Source organism: Mesorhizobium sp. WSM4822 (genome assembly GCF_055811155.1).
On record NZ_JBVVQM010000011.1, the window covers coordinates 144,070 to 160,645 of the forward strand.

Consider the following 16,576-nt stretch of genomic DNA (forward strand, 5'->3'; position numbering starts at 1 on the left):
GGCCACGTAAGGAAAGGTGCGGCTTCTGTCGGCACTGAAGCCATGCACGAACACTTCGATCGCCGCTTCGATCCCGCTGTTTGCCATCTTCATTTCGACAGCCTAGGGTTGGCTATCCGCTCAAGGCAATACGCCACGAGCGCTCAAGCCTATGAGAATCAGCGGCAATTTACAGTTCCTGGCCCATGCGTCAGTTCCATAATCTATCTTATGCGACTTCCTGATGTGGCGGCGATAGAGTCGCCACGGGCCTTGGATTCAGATGCGCCTCTGGTAAGAACCTCTCTCATGGAAACCCTTGAGGCTCAGAAACCCAGAGTATCGGTTCGCAAGCGTGCGGCTGCGGTCAAATCGTTTCGCTGCAAGAACTTGGTAGCCGTTGTCGAAGATCCGAATGATATCAGGAACATCGGAACGGTAATTCGAAACGCAAATGCTCTCGGCGTTGAAAGAGTCTATATCGTCGATCCACGCAAAGCACTTCCTGATGACTGGCAGCAAATGCGCCAACGGAAATCGCTTTCGGAAACGTCTGTATCAGCCGTCAAATGGACGTTTGTGAAACGATTCGACAGCACTGACGCCTGCCTCAGCCATCTGGAAAAACATGGCTTTGTGTCCGTCGTCACCTCGCCGCATATAAAGGGAAAGACCAGCGTTTTCCTGCACGAGGGCGATTATACCCAGCACACCAAACTCGCTGTCTGGTTCGGTAATGAGAAACGGGGCATCAGCACCCTCGCGGTCGAGCGCAGCGAGATGTGCGTAGCAATTCCAATGTTCGGGATGATCGAGAGCCTAAACCTCGGAACCAGTTCGGGTATCGTACTCTACGAAATCGCGAAACAGCGACGCGAGTATCAGAGCAAATACCGCCGCGGTAGACGGAAGGGAAAACGCGCTGAGCCACTACCTACTGTAATGCGTCGCGAAATTGGCGGCTTTGCTTCGAGCGAAACCGAAGGACAGACCTGAGCTGACGCGAAGCTCAACCGACCGTTGGCCGGCTCTACTTCCGTATGGTGGCTCCGAATGTGCGGCTGTCGGCGGCACGCTCGACCCGTTTCAGTTTGTGGGGCGATCTCGCCCCTACTCCAGAATGACCACGGCTTCCACCTCGAAAAGCATGGGGTCGATTGCAAGCTTGGCAACGGGAACCAGTGTCTGCGCCGGCAGCGCCTCGCCGAACATGTCCTTGACGTTCCTGGTCAACACATCGAGCTTGGACATGTCGTGGTCGACCACGAAGACCGTGAGCTTCGCCACCTGATCCGGCCTGGCGCCGACGCCCTCGAGCGCCGCATGCAAATTTGCGTAGGCCTGCTTAACCTGGACTGCGAAATCGGGTGACAAGGCTCCTGTGCTGTCTTGGCCGCCCTGCCCGGAGATGTAGGCAATCCGAGCTCCGCGCGGTGCGATCACGGCGGTGCTGTAGCCATTCGGCGACGGGTCGTAGAGCGTCTGTGGATTGACGATGGTCAGCTTGAGGTCGTTCCCAGTCGCTGTAGCCGCAGCGGAAACTGCCATGGTCATGATGATTAGCCCTCCGGTAAGCAGATGCTTGATTGCGCGTGACATGATTTCTCCTGGCTCTGCTGACCGCGAATAAACGCACTCGCGGCCGGCATGAACTTTAACCAGATCGCTCATACGATGAATCGTGCGATGTACGAGTCATCGTATGGTACGTCGTACTAGTCAAGCGATCAGCGTCGACATTCCTGACGGTGCCTGCCAAAATCGACGTTCGGCCAGCAAGGAAGACAGATGGCAGCCAAACCCCGCAGTGCCAGCAAACGATCGCAACGGACAAAGCTTCCACCCATGCAGGAAGCGAGCAGCGAGCCGCCGCTGTCTCGAGAGCGTATCGTGGCGATCGCGGTGGAACTGCTGGACGCCCAGGGCATAGACGGATTGACAATGCGTCGGCTGGCGGATCGCCTTGGCTCGGGTGTGATGAGCCTGTACTGGCACGTCGACAACAAGGAGGATGTCTTTGATCTGGCACTCGATTCGGTGCTCGAATATCGCGGATCGCCTGAAACAGGTGAGTCTCCGGACTGGCGCGGAGACGTCGTTCATATGCTCGAAAACTGGCGCGCCAGAATGTTGCGCCATCCTTGGTCGGCATCGCTGTTGCCGCGACGGGCGCTTGGCCCGAACATCCTCAGTCGCCTGGAAATGCTGAGCAAGACCTTGTCCAGAGCCGGTGTTGCGGACGCGGATCTCAACGCTGCGATTTGGTCGCTCTGGAACTATGTGATGGGCGCCACCCTCACCCGGGCAAGCTTCGACCTCTCGGAAGAAGACAGAGCAGCCGCGCAGCAGCGTCTTACACGTCTCAGCGAACACTATCCGACAATCGAACGCTCTCGTCTGCTGTTGGACAACGATTGGGACGGCACTTTCCGAAAAGGCCTGGACTTCCTGCTCGATGGCCTCTCGCCAAGATAGATTCCGGCGGCTACGCCCGGAGCAGACCGGATGGCGCTGCTTTGCGCACGCCAGTTTGACGCAATAGCTCCCAATCCACATCATCACATTTGGCTCGCTGCCAAGGCGGCACAGGCAACGGGCAAGCCCGGGTGCTCGACCCCATCGGCGGCGGTGGCTGGCACGGCTGCATTGCAGCTGAATTGGTGCAACTGGCGATGTCGTTGTTACGCATTGCCAAACGCTGGCCGGAATCTCTCGATCTTTTGCGCAAACCTTTTTGCCTGACATGCGTTGTTTCCTCTCCAAGCCAAGGAGACGATCATGCAGATGAAGTCGGAAATAGCCGGTGAAGCGGCAAAGCAGCGCCATATCCAACGTGGCGTCGATGCCAAGGACAAGTCGAAAGGCGATGGGAAGCAGCAAGGCGCCATGCAGGCTGGCGCCCGTGAATATCCCGAGCCCCCCTTCCCCGAGCAACATCAGCCCAAACCGGGGCACGAATGGGCGCTAGAGCCGGAGCCGCTGTACGATGCGCCCTACTATCTCGGATCGAAAAAACTCGACCAAAAGGTAGCGCTCATCACGGGCGGCGATTCCGGCATCGGCCGCTCGGTGGCGGTGTTGTTCGCCCGCGAGGGCGCCGACGTCGCGATCGTCTATCTGACCGAGGACAAGGATGCTGAAGAGACCAAATCAGCGGTGGAAAAGGAGGGACGACGCTGCATCCTGGTCAAGGCCGATGTCAGCGAACGCAGCCACTGCCATAAGGCGGTCATGGAGACCGTTGAAAAATTCGGCCGCATCGATGTGCTGGTAAACAACGCTGCGTTCCAGATCCATTCCAGCGATTTCGGCGAGCTGACCGAAGAACATTTCGACACGACGCTGAAGACCAATCTTTACGGCTATTTTCATATGGCGCAGGAAGCGGTGCCGCACATGAAGCCCGGTTCGGCGATCATCAACACCGGTTCGGTAACCGGCATCGACGGTTCAAAACAGCTGGTCGACTATTCGATGACCAAGGGGGGCATCCATGCCTTCACGCGGGCCCTGTCGGGCAATCTCATCGGCAAGGGCATAAGGGTGAATGCGGTCGCACCGGGTCCGGTGTGGACGCCGCTCAATCCGTCGGACAAGGAAGCCGACGACGTCTCCAAATTCGGCGCGGACACGCCGATGAAACGACCCGCGCAACCGGAAGAACTCGCGCCAGCCTATGTGTTCCTCGCCTCGCCGCACTGCTCGAGCTACATCACCGGCGAGATCCTGCCGGTCGTGGGAGGATACTGAGGATGGCCGGAATGAAATCCATGAGCAAGGAGTAGAATGGATGGTTCGTCTGCTTTTCACGGTGGCGCTCGCTTGTGTAGCCTACCGCATCTACACGGAAACTGCAGGATCTGCTGGGCATGCGCCGCAGGACGACGGTGAGGCGCTGCGCCAGCAATCAGCGGCCTTGGGCGTCGACCCGTCTCGCTGACGGAGTGGAAACCTGCCGGCAATCCGGCCGGCCGAGTTACCAGCCGGCCGGATCGCAGCCTTATTCGGCTGCCTGCAGGTTGATCTTGCTTTCCGCCATTTCGGTGAGCTTGCGATCGGTCGCCTGTTCTTCCCTCAGGTTCTTGGTCAGCACATTGGCGCAGTCGGTGCGGCCGAGTTGCTTGGCCCAGGCGATGAGCGTGCCGTAGCGGGTCATCTCATAGTGTTCGACGGCCTGCGCCGAAGCAATTAGCGCCGCATCGAGAACCTCCTTGTCATCGACGTCACCGCTCACATCGTCGGCCTCCTCGAGAATGCCGTCGATTGCCGGACAGTTGACCTCCTTGGCCTTGACCCCATGCAACTCAAACACCTGTTCGACGCGCTCGATATGGCCTCTCGTCTGGTCGAGGTGTTTTTCAAATCCGGCTTTTAATTGCGGGTCGGTTGCCTTGTCGATCATCTTCGGCAGCGCCTTCTCGATCTGCTTTTCGGCGTAATAGATGTCGCGCAGCGTGTGCACGAAGAGATCGTCGAGTGTCTTGATGTCCTTCGAAAAGAAGCCCATGGCCTTACCTTTCATTGCGCTTGGTGTGGATTTCGGCGACGCGGTTTGCGCGCCGCCAGCAAAGACCGGGACGGTTCCCGGCTTGTCTGGTCAACGTACCGGCACTGAAGGAGTTCCTGATTTCCGAGGGCGAACCGCCCTTCTCCAGACCTGCGATCCGGTCGGTGGGGAGCCTTTGTCTCGATCGCACGTTCTAGCCGCAGGGCAACCGGAACGAGAAGGGTCGGCGGAATGTATTTCATTGCATTGGCGGCAGACTATGACGGCACGCTGGCTCATGATGGGATCGTCGCCAAAAAGACGCTCGCCGCGCTTGAGCGGTTCAAGAAAAGCGGCCGCAAGCTGGTTCTCGTCACCGGGCGTGAACTGCCCGATCTCAAGCGCGTCTTTCCCGAGCTTAGCCTCTTCGACAAGGTCGTCGCTGAGAATGGCGCGATGATCTACACGCCGGCAAGCGAGGAAGAACGGGTGATCGCCCCATCGCCCGAGCCCAAATTCGTCGCCAGATTGAAGCGGCAGGGCGTCAAGCCGCTTTCGGTCGGGCGATCGATCGTCGCGACCTGGGAACCCCATCAGGCGACCGTGCTCGATATCATCAAGAAGATGGGTCTCGAACTGGAAATCATCTTCAACAAGGGCGCGGTGATGATCCTGCCGAGCGGCATCAACAAAGCCACCGGGCTCGCTGCGGCCCTTCAGGACCTTCGACTTTCGCCGCACAACGTCGTCGGCGTCGGCGATGCCGAGAACGACCACGCGTTCCTGCAGGCCTGTGGCTGCAGCGCCGCCGTCGACAATGCAATTCCGGCGGTCAAGGATACAGCCAACCTGGTCATGCGTGGCGCCCGCGGCAAGGGCGTGGAGCAACTCATCGCAAAACTGATAAAGCGTGATCACGCGATAGTGCCGAAGCGCCATGACGGCATCGTTCTTGGATCGTCTGGCGGCGATGATGTCTACCTGTCGCCGAGCGATACGATCCTCATTGCCGGGAGTTCCGGCATTGGCAAATCCACCTTGGCCACCGCGCTGACGGAACGCTTCGTCGAAAGTGGTTTTCAGTTCTGCGTCTTCGATCCCGAAGGCGACTATGACGGCCTCGAAGGCGCCGTTCGCCTGGGAGACGGCTCAAGCGCGCCGACAAAGGCGCAGGTGCTGGATCTGATCGCCAAGGCCGACAGCAACATTGTCGTCAATGGATTGGCCCTGCGCGTCGACGAGAGGCCGGATTTCTTTGCCGACCTGCTGCCTGGCCTGAGCAGTTTCCGCCGGCGCACCGCGAGACCGCACTGGCTCGTCATCGATGAAGCGCACCATCTTCTGCCCAAGCGGCGCGACGATACGCGGGCGGTCCTGTCATTGGAATTGCCGGGCACAATCCTGATCACCGTTCACCCCGAGGCGATCTCGACAGACGCCTTGCGCCTTGTGACAGCCATCATTGCGCTTGGCCCCAAGGCGAAGGACGTGGTGAAGGTCTTCTGCAAGGAAACTGGCATTGAGCCGCCAAAGGACATTCCAACGCCCAAAGGCGCGCGCGTGCTGTTCTGGCGGCCGCAGTCGGGCAAGAAAGTCAAGACGGTCAAGGTGGTCGAACCACGTCAGTCACTCAAGCGGCACAGCCGGAAATATGCCGAAGGCCAGCTCGACGAAGCCGGCAGCTTCTATTTCCATGGCCCTGACAATGCGATGAACCTCAGGGCTCACAATCTGATGATCTTCGCTCAGATCGCCGAGGGGATAGACGACAAGACCTGGGAGTTTCATTTGCGCACCGGCGACTATTCCAAATGGTTCCGACATCAGATCAGGGACAAGGACCTGGCGCGCGAAACCGCCGAGGCTGAAGAGGACAAGACCCTGTCGGCGCAGGATAGCCGCAAGCGGGTGCTTGACGCTGTACGCCGCCGTTACACGGCTCCGGCCACAGCCCCGGAGTGACACTCGAGAGCCAAGGCGATTAAGCTATCGCTGCATGCGAAAACTTTTTCAGTCGGACAACGCCGCCACCGCGACAATTTCGATGACGATGTCGGCTTGTGAAGCCCCTCCTCTCAGAGCTCTCGATCGTCAGCCTATCAAATCATCTATTCTGATCGGCAGATCCCGAATGCGCTTGCCGGTGGCATGATAGACGGCACTCGCCACGGCAGCAGCCGTTCCGACATTGCCGAGTTCGCCCAAGCCCTTGACGCCGGCAGGATTGACCTGGTGGTCGATTTCGGGGACCAGGATAACGTCGACCTGTTTGATGTCGGCGTTGACCGGCACCAGATAGTCCTGCAGGTCGCGATTGACGTAGCGCGCGTGTCGCTGATCGATTTCCGTGGCCTCGTGCAACGCCTGGCCGATGCCCCAGATCATGCCACCCATCAGCTGGCTGCGCGCGGTGCGCGTGTTCATGATGCGCCCGGCAGCGAAGGCTCCGACAATGCGCGGCACCCGGATTTCGCGTGTATAGCTGTTGATGCGCACTTCGACGAACTCGGCGCCAAAGGCATATTTGACCGAATCTTCGTCGTTCTCTCCACCATGAAACTCCGATTGTCCGGCATAGAGTTTGCTGAGGGCTTCAGGCGAAGAACCCTTCGGCGCAAACTCGGCATATTCTTCGATGGCGCCGACCTGCATGACCTTGAAGACATCGGCCAGCTTGGCGGACTTGCCGGTCTCGGTGACGACCTCTTCGTCCTTCAAATCCAGCTTCGCATTGCCCGAACCTGCCAGCGGAGCCCCCTTGCCCGCAGCGGCGGCAAACAGTTTTTCGCGTATCGCGTCGCAGGCTTTCATGACTGCGGAGCAGACGCTGGCGGTCGAGATCGATCCGCCTGACACGGGAGCCGGCGGCAAGGCACTGTCGCCCATCTCGACGCTGATCTTGTCCATGCCAACCCCCAGCCTTTCGGCCGCCATCTGGCCGGCGATGGTGCGAACGCCGGTGCCGATTTCATGCGAGCCGCACTGGACCCGAACCTCGCCATCGGCGGTGAGACGAACCCGGGCCGCGCAAGGCGCGGCGGCTGTCGGATAGATTGCCGTCGCACAGCCCATCCCGACCAGCCAATCGCCGTCGCGCATCGAGCCGACCGTGGGATCGCGTTTCGACCAGCCAAAGGCCTCCGACGCCTGATCATAGCACTTGATGAGCGAGCGGCTGGAAAATGGCTTGCCTCCGATCGGCTCCTTCTCCGGTTCATTGATGCGACGAAACTCGACAGGATCCATGCCGAGGGCCACGGCCATTTCGTCCATGGCGTTTTCCAGCGCGTAGACATAAGGCGTCTCCGGCGGCGATCGCATGTAGCCAGGCGTGTTGCGGTCGGCATGAACCAGCGAAACATGCGTCAGAACGGAGCCGTAATTGTACATGCGCGCGGTGGCGGACGTGCCGCCGACGACATAAGGGTCAGGGCGTGACGTCACCTCCCAGGCCTCATGTCCGAACGCCGTGATGCGGCCGTCCTTGCCGGCGCCCATGCGGATCCGATGCCGCGTTTCGGCTCGATAGGTCTGGGTACCGAAGGCTTGCATGCGATTGACGACGCAGCGAACCGGCCGGCCGATGCGCCGCGCCGCGACGGCAACGATCGCAGTGCGTGCCGTCATCGGCCCCTTGGAGCCGAAGGCGCCGCCGATATAGGGACTGACGATCCGCACATTGGCCGGATCGAGCTTCAGTTGGCGTGCCAGTTCCACCTTCCAGCCCGTAACATTCTGGCTGGGCTCGTGGATCGTCAACTGGTCGCCCTGCCATATGGCCGTGGTCGAAAACAGCTCGATCGGATTATGATGCTGGGTCGGCGTCGAATATTTTTCGTCGATCTTCACCGTCGCATCCGCCCAAGCGGCGTCGAAGTCACCGGCCTTCGCATCCTCCTTGAACATCGGGCTTTTGCCGGCAGCCGGTTCCATCTTCACGCCCTTGGAATCAAAGCTGGCGCTGGGCCGTTCGTCCTCGTAGTCGGCGCGGATCAACATCGCTGCCTCCTCCGCCGCCTCGAAGGTTTCGGCGACCACCAGAGCGATGATCTGACCATCGTGAAAAACCGTCTTGTCGTGCAAAGGCCCAATCGAACTTGCGCCGGTGTTGCCGAATTTCGGCATGTCGGTCTTGTCCAGATCGCCATAGGTGACGATGTCCAGCACACCGGGTCCGGCCCTGGCGTCTTTCGTGTGAAGTTCGGAAACCTTGCCCCGGGCAATGCTGCTGGTGGCAAGGGCACCGTAGGCGACGTTGGCCGTGACGATGTCGGCGGGATAGCCGGCCTGTCCGGTAACTTTTAGCCGGGCGTCAATGCGAACAACGGGATCGCCCTGGTTTTCCCTTGGAGCGGGTGCAGCTTGGTTCATGGCTCAGCCCTTCATATCCCGGGTTTCGAGCAGCGCCCGCACCAGCGTGCGCTTGCCGAGCGGTATCTTGAATGCGTTATGCTCGCGCGGTCTGGCATCGGCGAAAGCAGCCTCTGCGGCCTCCTGCGCCGTGGCTTCGTCAAGCACTTTGCCCTGTAGCGCGTCCTCTGCTTCGCGCGCACGCCACGGCACCGTCGCCACTCCGCCGAGCGCAATGCGCGCACTCCTTACCGTCTCGCCATTCATGTCGAGCGCGACAGCCGCGGACGCCAGCGCAAACGCGTAGGATTCGCGATCGCGTATCTTCAGATAGCGCGACCGGCTGCTCCACCGTGCGAGCGGCACTTCGATGGCGGTAATGAGCTCGTCGGCGGCCAGATCCGTCTCGATGTCGGGCGTCTCGCCCGGCCGTCTATGCAGCTTGGCAAAAGTGAGCGTGCGCCTTCCCCGCGAACCTTCGACATCGACGGTGGCGTCCAGCGCAACCAGCGCCTGCGCGAAATCACCATGATACGTGGCAATGCAGGCATCGCTCGTACCCAGCACGGCATGCTGGCGATTGGACCCTTCCATCGCAGCGCAGCCGGAGCCCGGTTCGCGCTTGTTGCACGGCCAAGATATCTCTCGAAAATACTCGCAGCGCGTACGTTGCAGCACATTGCCGCCCAGGCTCGCCATGTTGCGAAGCTGACCGCTGGCAGCGAATTTCAGGCTGTCGGCGAGGACCGGGCAACGGCGCCTGACATCATTGTTGTCTGCTGCTTCACCCATACGGACCAGCGCACCAAACCGGATCTTATCATCGTCTATCCTGATCTGCCGCAAGGCCGGCTCGGCAAGAGTGTTGAGGTCGAGCAGTCGCTCCGGCCGCGCGACACCGAGCTTCATGTAGTCGGCCAGATTGGTGCCGCCGGCGATGAACTGCGTGTCGGCACCGGTTGGCGGAACATGCACGGTATCGGGACGGGACGCCATGGCGATTGCCGCGGAGACGCTGGTTGGTCTTTCATATACGAATGGGCGCATCCTAAGCCCTCCTGGTCTCGTCGCGTGCCTGGACGATCGCGGCAACGATGTTGGGATAGGCCGCGCAGCGACATAGATTGCCGCTCATATATTCGCGAATATCGTCTTCCGACCCAGCATGGCCTTCGTTGATGCAACCGATGGCGGACATGATCTGACCCGGTGTGCAATAGCCGCATTGGAAGGCATCGTGGTCGACGAAGGCCTTCTGGACCGGATGCAATTCCCCTTCCGCCGAAGCCAGGCCTTCCACCGTTGTGATCTCTCGGCCCTGGTTCATGACGGCAAAGCTCAGGCAGGACAGTACCCGCTTTCCGTCGATCAGCACCGTGCAGGCACCACACTGACCGTGATCGCAACCTTTCTTGGTGCCGGTCAGGCCGACATGGTCGCGCAGCGCGTCAAGCAGGCTGGTTCGATTGTCGAGCGCGAGGTTGTAGGTCTGCTTGTTGATACGCATCGAAACCGCCGACAAATCGCGCGGTTCGGCCGGTTTTGCGGACGCGGGCTGGGCAGCTCTCGTCGGGGAATTTACAAGCGGCATCACCGCCGCCGCCGAAACAGAGGCCGTCATGAACATGCGTCTGCTCAGGCCACTGGAAATCTTGGCATCGGACATGGCTGGCTCCGGGCTGGCTGGGTCTCAAGCGGCCCAAACCACTCGCGGAGGGCAAAGTTCCCTCCTCACGAGCCTGTGATCTTTTTTTCTGTCGGCGGGATCGATGCAATCGGAACCTCCCCGGTCAAGCGATGGTTGTGTGCCAACAGCCGGAAGGAGGCGATCATGAGCGATGGTCGGCATGGCAAGGACGGTGACATGGACCCGTATTCTCTGCGGAGCAGGCGAGACAAGGCGAGATCATCCTGCGAACGCGCACGCGTCGGGTCGTCTTCATAGCCGGCTTGGTCGGCGTCGTGATCCTGGCCATCGTCGTGAGGTTGGCAATCGGCTGAACCAATCCCCCTCGCCTTGCTGCTGCACTCTCCCCGGCTCGAAAGGCGCTAGCTTGCGCGGCGCGGCGGTGTTTGGCCATGCATCGCGATGCGCCATTGGCTACGCGACTTCTGTTGGAACCAGCGCGTCGAGTCGACGTTCAGCCCTTATTCAACAGGAGGAACAGGCCGTGCCACGAGGCGAGAAATCGAAATACACTGACAAGCAGGAGCGCAAAGCCGACCACATTGCCGAAGGCTATGAGAAGCGCGGGGTTTCCGACAAGGAGGCAGAGCGGCGCGCATGGGCTACCGTCAACAAGGACGATGGCGGCGGCAAGAAGGAAGGCGGTTCCGGCCGCGGCAAACACACGGGCCATCCAGCGGCGCACAAAGGCGGCAAAAGCGGCGGCAAGGCATCGGCATCACGGTCTGCCGCAAGCCGATCGGAATCGGCAAGGAAAGCTGCGGCGACCCGCAAGCGCAATGCGGAACACCGCGCACATTGATATGAGGCCGGCACTGAATGCGGCGGGAGCACAGGGATGAAATCGCAGCTCGTCAATGAGATCGGCGGACAACGGACATTCGTCGTGGTGCTCGACCCAGGCGAAGAAGCGTTCGCGGCACTGACCGCCTTCGCGGTCGACCAAGAGATCGGCAGCGCGTCCTTGACCGCCATAGGGGCTTTCGAGAAAGCCACGGTGGGCTGGTTTGATCCGGCCTCGAAGACCTACCGCAAAATCCCTGTCGACGAACAGTGCGAGGTTCTGAGCGCGATCGGCGATGTCGCATTGGGTGACGACGATAAGCCCAGCCTGCACGTTCATGCGGTGCTTGGATTGAGTGACGGCACCACTCGGGGTGGACATCTGCTTGACGGCATCGTTCGTCCAACGCTCGAAATCACCCTGGTGGAAGCACCCGGTCATCTGCGTCGCAGCAAGCGTCCGGAGCTCGGTGTCGCCCTCATCGATCTTGACGATTGATCTCCAGCCCCTCCACCCGTGCTCACGCTTTCTCGTTCCGCTCAGCTGATGCTGTGTCCGGCGGCGCTTCCCACCCGAACACGCTGCGCCCGCCAAGCAGATGCGACTGGTCGAATTCTCCCGCGACAATTTCCTTCAGGCTGGGGCCGGTCACGTATCGCTCGACTTGCCGCGACTGATCGTCGAGCCGCCTCAAGGCCCCGATTTCTTCATCGCGACCGAGCTTTGCCTTCTGCACGGCCGACTTCAGAACCCCGATCGTCTCGTCATAGACCTTCAGCTGTACTGGAAATGGATGCCTGTCCTTGCCGCCATGCGCCAGCGAGAAGCGGCCGGGATCGGAAAACCGGCAAGGCGCGCCATGCACCACCTCGGCAACGAGGGCCAGCGCGCGCACCGTACGCGCGCCGACGCCGGGGACCAGAAGGAGCTCGGCGAAATCGGTGGGACCGCGGTCCGCGGCGGCTGCGATATTGCCGTGAAGACGATGCATGACGACATCGCTTTCGCGAACGTCATGGTGGGCCGGCATGACCAAATGCGGCAGCAGCGGCTGCTCCGGTTCTTGCCGGCGCGTCGGCTCCGCGCAACGCTCCAATGCTGCAAGCTCGCCCAGGATGCGATCGGGTCCGAGGTCTTGCAAAAGGTTCAGTTGCCCTTGGCGCGACGCGTCGGCGCGCCTGTCGGTCAGGTTGACGATCTCACCTTGATGGGCGCCCTCTATGGCGGCATGCGGGTGGTCGACAAAACTCTTGAGGCCCTCGGAGAGCCAATGGTAGCGGCGCGCCACCTTGCTGTCACCGTTCATGCCTTGCTGCACCACGACCCAGCGACCATCATCGGTGACGATGAAACCATGCAGGTAAAGATCGAAACCGTCCTGGACCGCGGCGCTGTCGACCTTGGCGACAAGCCGGCTGACGGTGGCCAGGCCCGCCCCGTCGAAGCCGACGCGTTGGCCGATGGCCTCCAGCTCATGCGGGGTTTTGCGCGAATGCGCGCCGCGACCACCGCAGACATGAATGCCGAGCTCGCCGGAGAGCGGCGTGAGGCCACGCTTCAAAGCGCCCACGACGCTGGTCGTGATCCCCGACGAGTGCCAATCCATGCCCATGACAGCACCAAAGGACTGGAACCAGAATGGATGCGCCAGCCGCCGCAGCAGCTCGTCTCGACCATAGTGATGAATGATCGCCTCGCACATCACAGCGCCAAGACGCGTCATGCGGTCGCCGAGCCATTTCGGCACGCGCCCGCCATGGAGTGGAAGATCAGCACTTCCCGATCGTTGCGTCACGTCTGCTACCTGTTCTGGTGTCCGTCATTCTCTTAACAGATAGGCAGCCCAACCGCGCAAGGAAGCATGGACACTTCCACCCGGGCCGGGTTAGCGGACGTCAAGTCCAGTTCGAGAGAACCGTTTCCATCTCAACCGTCTCGACCTGCTGCGCGAAACGTTGGTGGTAAACGGTCAGCAGTGCATCATGGGTTGCGTCGGAAGAACTGCACAGCGCGTCCGTGACGAGAACCACGCGATAGCCGAAATCGATGGCCCCGAGCACGGTGGCGAGAACGCAAACATCTGTTTCGCCACCGGTAATGACCAGCGTATCGATGCCGCGCTCCACCAGAAGGGCTCTGAGGCGCCCTTCGAACCAGGGCGAATAGATGTGCTTGTCGATGATCGCCGCTGGCGGGCAGTAGCCGGCCAAAGACGGCAACAGTTCGGTCATTTCGGGCCCGATCGTCTCGATCGTCAGGGAAGCCCAGCGCTCATAATAGCGCTTCCATGTGCCGACGCCCTGCCCCGGCTTTTCGGCTGGCAGGAAGCGTGTAAAGACCGTCTGTGGCGCGCGTCTTTCGACCAGCCTCTCGATCTGCGGGAGAACCCGGGTGATCCAGGGCGTTGCCCATTGAGACGGCTCGGCAAACAGCCGCTGCATATCCACGCAGACATGCATGCATCGATCGCCGAGAGGACCGTATGCCAGCCCCGGCATCGACATCAGCGCTTCTCCGACCGACGATGCATTTCCCTGTTTCCTCCCATTGTCGGCAAAGACACGCAACGCCGCGCGCAAGCACTGGTTCCTGAGATAGCCACAGGAACCGACGCAAATGGCTGGCGTTTCCGCTGAGATGAATGGAGGTGCTCGCATGAGACCGCGCGAGAGGCGTTGGAGCCGCAAGTCAGCCGGGGCGCCAAAATGGAACTGAGCGGAGGATGTCTCTGCGGCACGATCCGCTTCCGCGTTGGAAGCGAACCGAGAGTGCATTATTGCCATTGTGATATGTGCCGGCGAACGACCGGCAGTGCGTTCGCGGTTCTGGCCTGGTTGCCTTCCCAAAGCGTGACCTGGACCAATGCGACGCCGGCCTATCGCAGATCTTCACCGATTGCCCGGAGGGGCTTCTGCTCCGCCTGCGGATCGCCGCTCAGCCTTGCCTATGACGCATCGCCCGGAGAGATCGCGTTGCATGTCGGAACGTTCGACGATCCGGCTCGCCTGGAGCCGCGCTACAATTATGGATCGAGGCAGCGACTTGGCTGGGTTTGCTGCGGAATAGACCTGCCGCACCACGATACCGAGGAGCGATGGTGAAACCATGTTTGAAGGGTAAGCCAGATGAGCATGTTTTACCGGGCGGCCAAGATTGCCGAAGAGGTCCACGCAGCACAGCGCGACAAGACCGGGCGACCGTATATCGAGCACTGCCGCCGGGTCGTTGACGCGGTCGAAACCAGGGACCAGAAGGTCGTCGCCTATCTCCATGACGTTGTGGAAAAGGGCGAAGGCTGGAACCGGACCAGGTTGGACGAGGCCGGTTTTGGCCCGACGATCGCTTCGGCCGTCGACGCCATGTCGCGCAGGGATGGCGAGGACTACTTCGCGTTTGTGCGACGGGCGGCATCGAATCCATTGGCGCTGCCGGTGAAGCGCGCGGATCTGGCGGACAATATCTGGCAGGCCCGACAGGTCGGGGCATCGACTGTCAAATATGAGGAGGCACTACGCATCCTTGATGACGAGTTTCCGCGCCGTCAGCACCAGCCTTGAATTCAGATCGCCCCGCTGCGAACGGGCAATCTACTCCGGGACGTGGGGCGTGTGCCGTCTGTCCTCCGCGGGCTCAGCATCGATGCGCGCCTTTTCCGGATCGAATGCACCATGACGTGCAATGGGCCGCGCCGCGGTTTCAGGCGTCTCGTATGCCCACATGAAATCGTCAGCCGAGCTGCCCACCGCATGGACGCGCCAGTAGCTCGCGGTGCCTTTCGAAGGGGAGCGGCTGGTGGTGTTCGTCTTTTCGAAAAGGTCGAAATAGATGTCTTCGAAAGGGATGTAGAACACGGGCTCATGTCCTTCTTCCTGAAGCACTTTCGCCCGTTCCGTAGCAGCGACTATGGCGTCGGAAAATCGTACCGTCACCGTGCCGACAAACGGTACTATGGCCAGCTGGCCAGCATGGTGTGCTGAGATTGCGTCTGAAGCTTGCATTCAAATTCTCCCTGGCTGCCGATTGATTGCGAGGCCGCATTTCGGTTCGTCATGCATGGAGACGAAATGCGCGGCGATGCGTCAGGTTCCGGCCTGTATTATGAGGTCGGATGATGACTCCACTTCAGCGTTTGCCATGGCTGTCGAGAAACGCAGCCAACAATCGCGAAACCTGATCAGAAGCCTCACGCGTCGGGAAGTGTCCGATGCCATCCAGCACCACCCGCCTGTAGAACGCGGTGAAATGCTCTTCGAGCCCCTCTGAGGACTGGGCAAACACAACGCGGTCGGCGCCACCATGAAGCGTCAGGATCGGCACCGTGATGATCTTGACCGCTGCTTGCCGGCGGGCGAGTTCGGCATAGCGGGGATCGGGCTCGGCCTCTTCCCATCGGACCCGATAGGAATGCAACGTCACATCCGCCCAGTCAGGATTTTCGAACGAACTCGCGACACCATCGAAAATAGCGTCGTCGAACCAGCCTGATGGACCCCAGCTGTCCCACTGGTATCTGGCGAATTCCTTACCGTTGTTTCGTACGAACTCGGCGCCCCGTGCCGTCGCCATGAACCATTGATACCAAAATGCTTTCGCTTGTCCGGGCGCCGGCGTTGCTGGTTTGCCTGGTTGCCAGCCGAGCGACAGCGCAGCACAGCACTTGATGCGGTCCGGGAAAACCGACGCGAGCAGATAGGATATCCGGGCACCCCAATCGTGTCCGACGACCGCAAAGCGGCTGAGGCCTAGCGCATCGGCAAAATCCAGCACATCCTGCGCCATCGCGGCAATCTCGCCCGAGCGCATGATTTCTTTTGACAGGAACGATGTCGGCCCGAAGCCCCGCAACCAAGGCGAAAACGTCCGGAAGCCAGCTTCATGAAGGACCGGCGAAATCCGAGCGTATGTCGTCGCGTCGTCGGGCCAGCCATGCAGCAGGATAACCGGGGCGCCGTCCTGCGGTCCACCATCGAGATAGGCGACGCGCAGCAGAGGTGTGTCGCAATGTGAGACGGAGTTCATTGGCTCTGAGGCGCAATAGCTGGCTTATCATCACCAGTCGCGGACTCTGGCTTGGCGGCCTGGTCAACCTGTGGGTTCTTGTTGATGGGGCCGGTGTTGGCTTTCATCGGCTCGATATTGTTGTCGCAGGCGCCGAGCGTAAGGCCAGCGGCCAGGACCAGGAGTGAAAAGAACCTCTTCATCGAAACCTCCTCTGGTTGCTGTCCGGCAAACGAGGTTCCACCAATTTGGTTGCCTGATCGTCCTCTCAAGACGCCACGGCATCTGACGA

At 60.6% G+C, this 16,576-nt stretch carries 20 protein-coding genes; 10 read left to right on the forward strand and 10 right to left on the reverse strand.

What is annotated here, in order from left to right; translation table 11 throughout:
• Positions 1–42 precede the first annotated feature (42 nt).
• Entirely contained in the window at positions 43–975 is a 933-nt protein-coding gene (locus AC0L3E_RS24280) for a TrmH family RNA methyltransferase (protein ID WP_473605805.1), read from the forward strand.
• Between the two features lie 114 nt (positions 976–1,089).
• Here the strand turns inward: AC0L3E_RS24280 and AC0L3E_RS24285 are convergent, their stop codons facing one another.
• Positions 1,090–1,578 carry a RidA family protein gene (locus AC0L3E_RS24285; protein ID WP_128309522.1) on the reverse strand — a complete coding sequence of 163 codons (489 nt, stop codon included), beginning with the start codon at positions 1,576–1,578 and terminating at the stop codon, positions 1,090–1,092.
• 189 nt (positions 1,579–1,767) lie between these two features.
• Here AC0L3E_RS24285 and AC0L3E_RS24290 point away from each other — a divergent pair, with 189 nt between their 5' ends.
• From AC0L3E_RS24290 to AC0L3E_RS24305, 4 genes are all read left to right on the forward strand, one after another.
• Complete coding sequence (locus AC0L3E_RS24290; protein WP_128288699.1) at positions 1,768–2,454, forward strand: TetR/AcrR family transcriptional regulator; 687 nt, start codon at positions 1,768–1,770, stop codon at positions 2,452–2,454.
• Between the two features lie 131 nt (positions 2,455–2,585).
• Positions 2,586–2,786 (forward strand): hypothetical protein, encoded by a 201-nt coding sequence (locus AC0L3E_RS24295; RefSeq protein ID WP_128309519.1) that lies wholly within the window; start codon positions 2,586–2,588, stop codon positions 2,784–2,786.
• Positions 2,758–3,729 (forward strand): SDR family oxidoreductase, encoded by a 972-nt coding sequence (locus tag AC0L3E_RS24300; protein ID WP_128309518.1) that lies wholly within the window; start codon positions 2,758–2,760, stop codon positions 3,727–3,729. The genes AC0L3E_RS24295 and AC0L3E_RS24300 overlap by 29 nt, the downstream gene beginning before the upstream one ends.
• A gap of 40 nt (positions 3,730–3,769) precedes the next feature.
• On the forward strand, positions 3,770–3,919 hold the full coding sequence (locus AC0L3E_RS24305; RefSeq protein WP_473605806.1) for a hypothetical protein: 150 nt from the start codon (positions 3,770–3,772) through the stop codon (positions 3,917–3,919).
• 60 nt (positions 3,920–3,979) lie between these two features.
• On the opposite strand, the gene AC0L3E_RS24310 is transcribed toward AC0L3E_RS24305, so the two are convergent.
• Positions 3,980–4,486: a YciE/YciF ferroxidase family protein gene (locus AC0L3E_RS24310; protein WP_128288701.1), complete on the reverse strand. Its 507-nt coding sequence runs from the start codon at positions 4,484–4,486 to the stop codon at positions 3,980–3,982.
• Positions 4,487–4,717: 231 nt separating this feature from the next.
• Here AC0L3E_RS24310 and AC0L3E_RS24315 point away from each other — a divergent pair, with 231 nt between their 5' ends.
• A complete protein-coding gene (locus tag AC0L3E_RS24315; RefSeq protein ID WP_128288702.1) occupies positions 4,718–6,427 on the forward strand; it encodes an HAD family hydrolase in 1,710 nt (569 codons plus the stop codon).
• A 129-nt stretch (positions 6,428–6,556) separates the two neighbouring features.
• Here AC0L3E_RS24315 and AC0L3E_RS24320 read toward each other — a convergent pair whose 3' ends face one another.
• Genes AC0L3E_RS24320 through AC0L3E_RS24330 form a run of 3 tightly spaced genes read right to left on the reverse strand, consistent with a single transcriptional unit; the run spans position 6,557 to position 10,481 of the window.
• Complete coding sequence (locus AC0L3E_RS24320) at positions 6,557–8,836, reverse strand: xanthine dehydrogenase family protein molybdopterin-binding subunit (RefSeq protein ID WP_473605807.1); 2,280 nt, start codon at positions 8,834–8,836, stop codon at positions 6,557–6,559.
• Positions 8,837–8,839: 3 nt separating this feature from the next.
• Positions 8,840–9,862: an FAD binding domain-containing protein gene (locus AC0L3E_RS24325; protein ID WP_256746259.1), complete on the reverse strand. Its 1,023-nt coding sequence runs from the start codon at positions 9,860–9,862 to the stop codon at positions 8,840–8,842.
• A gap of 1 nt (position 9,863) precedes the next feature.
• Positions 9,864–10,481 (reverse strand): (2Fe-2S)-binding protein, encoded by a 618-nt coding sequence (locus AC0L3E_RS24330; protein WP_127322071.1) that lies wholly within the window; start codon positions 10,479–10,481, stop codon positions 9,864–9,866.
• A 505-nt stretch (positions 10,482–10,986) separates the two neighbouring features.
• On the opposite strand from AC0L3E_RS24330, the gene AC0L3E_RS24335 reads away from it, so the two are divergent.
• Together AC0L3E_RS24335 and AC0L3E_RS24340 are read left to right on the forward strand one after the other, a co-directional pair.
• A complete protein-coding gene (locus AC0L3E_RS24335; RefSeq protein ID WP_127329054.1) occupies positions 10,987–11,304 on the forward strand; it encodes a plasmid stabilization protein in 318 nt (105 codons plus the stop codon).
• A 36-nt stretch (positions 11,305–11,340) separates the two neighbouring features.
• Positions 11,341–11,784, forward strand: a complete 444-nt coding sequence (locus AC0L3E_RS24340; RefSeq protein ID WP_127329005.1) for a PPC domain-containing DNA-binding protein — start codon at positions 11,341–11,343, stop codon at positions 11,782–11,784.
• Positions 11,785–11,806: 22 nt separating this feature from the next.
• Here AC0L3E_RS24340 and AC0L3E_RS24345 read toward each other — a convergent pair whose 3' ends face one another.
• Positions 11,807–13,081: a DUF763 domain-containing protein gene (locus AC0L3E_RS24345; protein WP_256746258.1), complete on the reverse strand. Its 1,275-nt coding sequence runs from the start codon at positions 13,079–13,081 to the stop codon at positions 11,807–11,809.
• A gap of 100 nt (positions 13,082–13,181) precedes the next feature.
• The gene (locus tag AC0L3E_RS24350; protein ID WP_127267549.1) at positions 13,182–13,790 is read right to left on the reverse strand and encodes a cysteine hydrolase family protein; all 609 of its coding nucleotides are present in this window, start codon (positions 13,788–13,790) and stop codon (positions 13,182–13,184) included.
• A gap of 201 nt (positions 13,791–13,991) precedes the next feature.
• On the opposite strand from AC0L3E_RS24350, the gene AC0L3E_RS24355 reads away from it, so the two are divergent.
• Both AC0L3E_RS24355 and AC0L3E_RS24360 read left to right on the forward strand, forming a co-directional pair.
• A complete protein-coding gene (locus AC0L3E_RS24355; RefSeq protein WP_256746465.1) occupies positions 13,992–14,387 on the forward strand; it encodes a GFA family protein in 396 nt (131 codons plus the stop codon).
• A gap of 24 nt (positions 14,388–14,411) precedes the next feature.
• Positions 14,412–14,843: an HD domain-containing protein gene (locus AC0L3E_RS24360; protein ID WP_256746257.1), complete on the forward strand. Its 432-nt coding sequence runs from the start codon at positions 14,412–14,414 to the stop codon at positions 14,841–14,843.
• Between the two features lie 30 nt (positions 14,844–14,873).
• On the opposite strand, the gene AC0L3E_RS24365 is transcribed toward AC0L3E_RS24360, so the two are convergent.
• The 3 genes from AC0L3E_RS24365 to AC0L3E_RS24375 form a co-directional block, all read right to left on the reverse strand.
• Positions 14,874–15,284 (reverse strand): DUF427 domain-containing protein, encoded by a 411-nt coding sequence (locus AC0L3E_RS24365; protein ID WP_127267544.1) that lies wholly within the window; start codon positions 15,282–15,284, stop codon positions 14,874–14,876.
• A gap of 124 nt (positions 15,285–15,408) precedes the next feature.
• Positions 15,409–16,305 (reverse strand): alpha/beta fold hydrolase, encoded by an 897-nt coding sequence (locus AC0L3E_RS24370; protein WP_127267545.1) that lies wholly within the window; start codon positions 16,303–16,305, stop codon positions 15,409–15,411.
• Complete coding sequence (locus AC0L3E_RS24375; RefSeq protein ID WP_256746256.1) at positions 16,302–16,487, reverse strand: hypothetical protein; 186 nt, start codon at positions 16,485–16,487, stop codon at positions 16,302–16,304. Before AC0L3E_RS24375 ends, AC0L3E_RS24370 begins: the two co-directional genes overlap by 4 nt.
• Between the last annotated feature and the right edge of the window lie 89 nt (positions 16,488–16,576).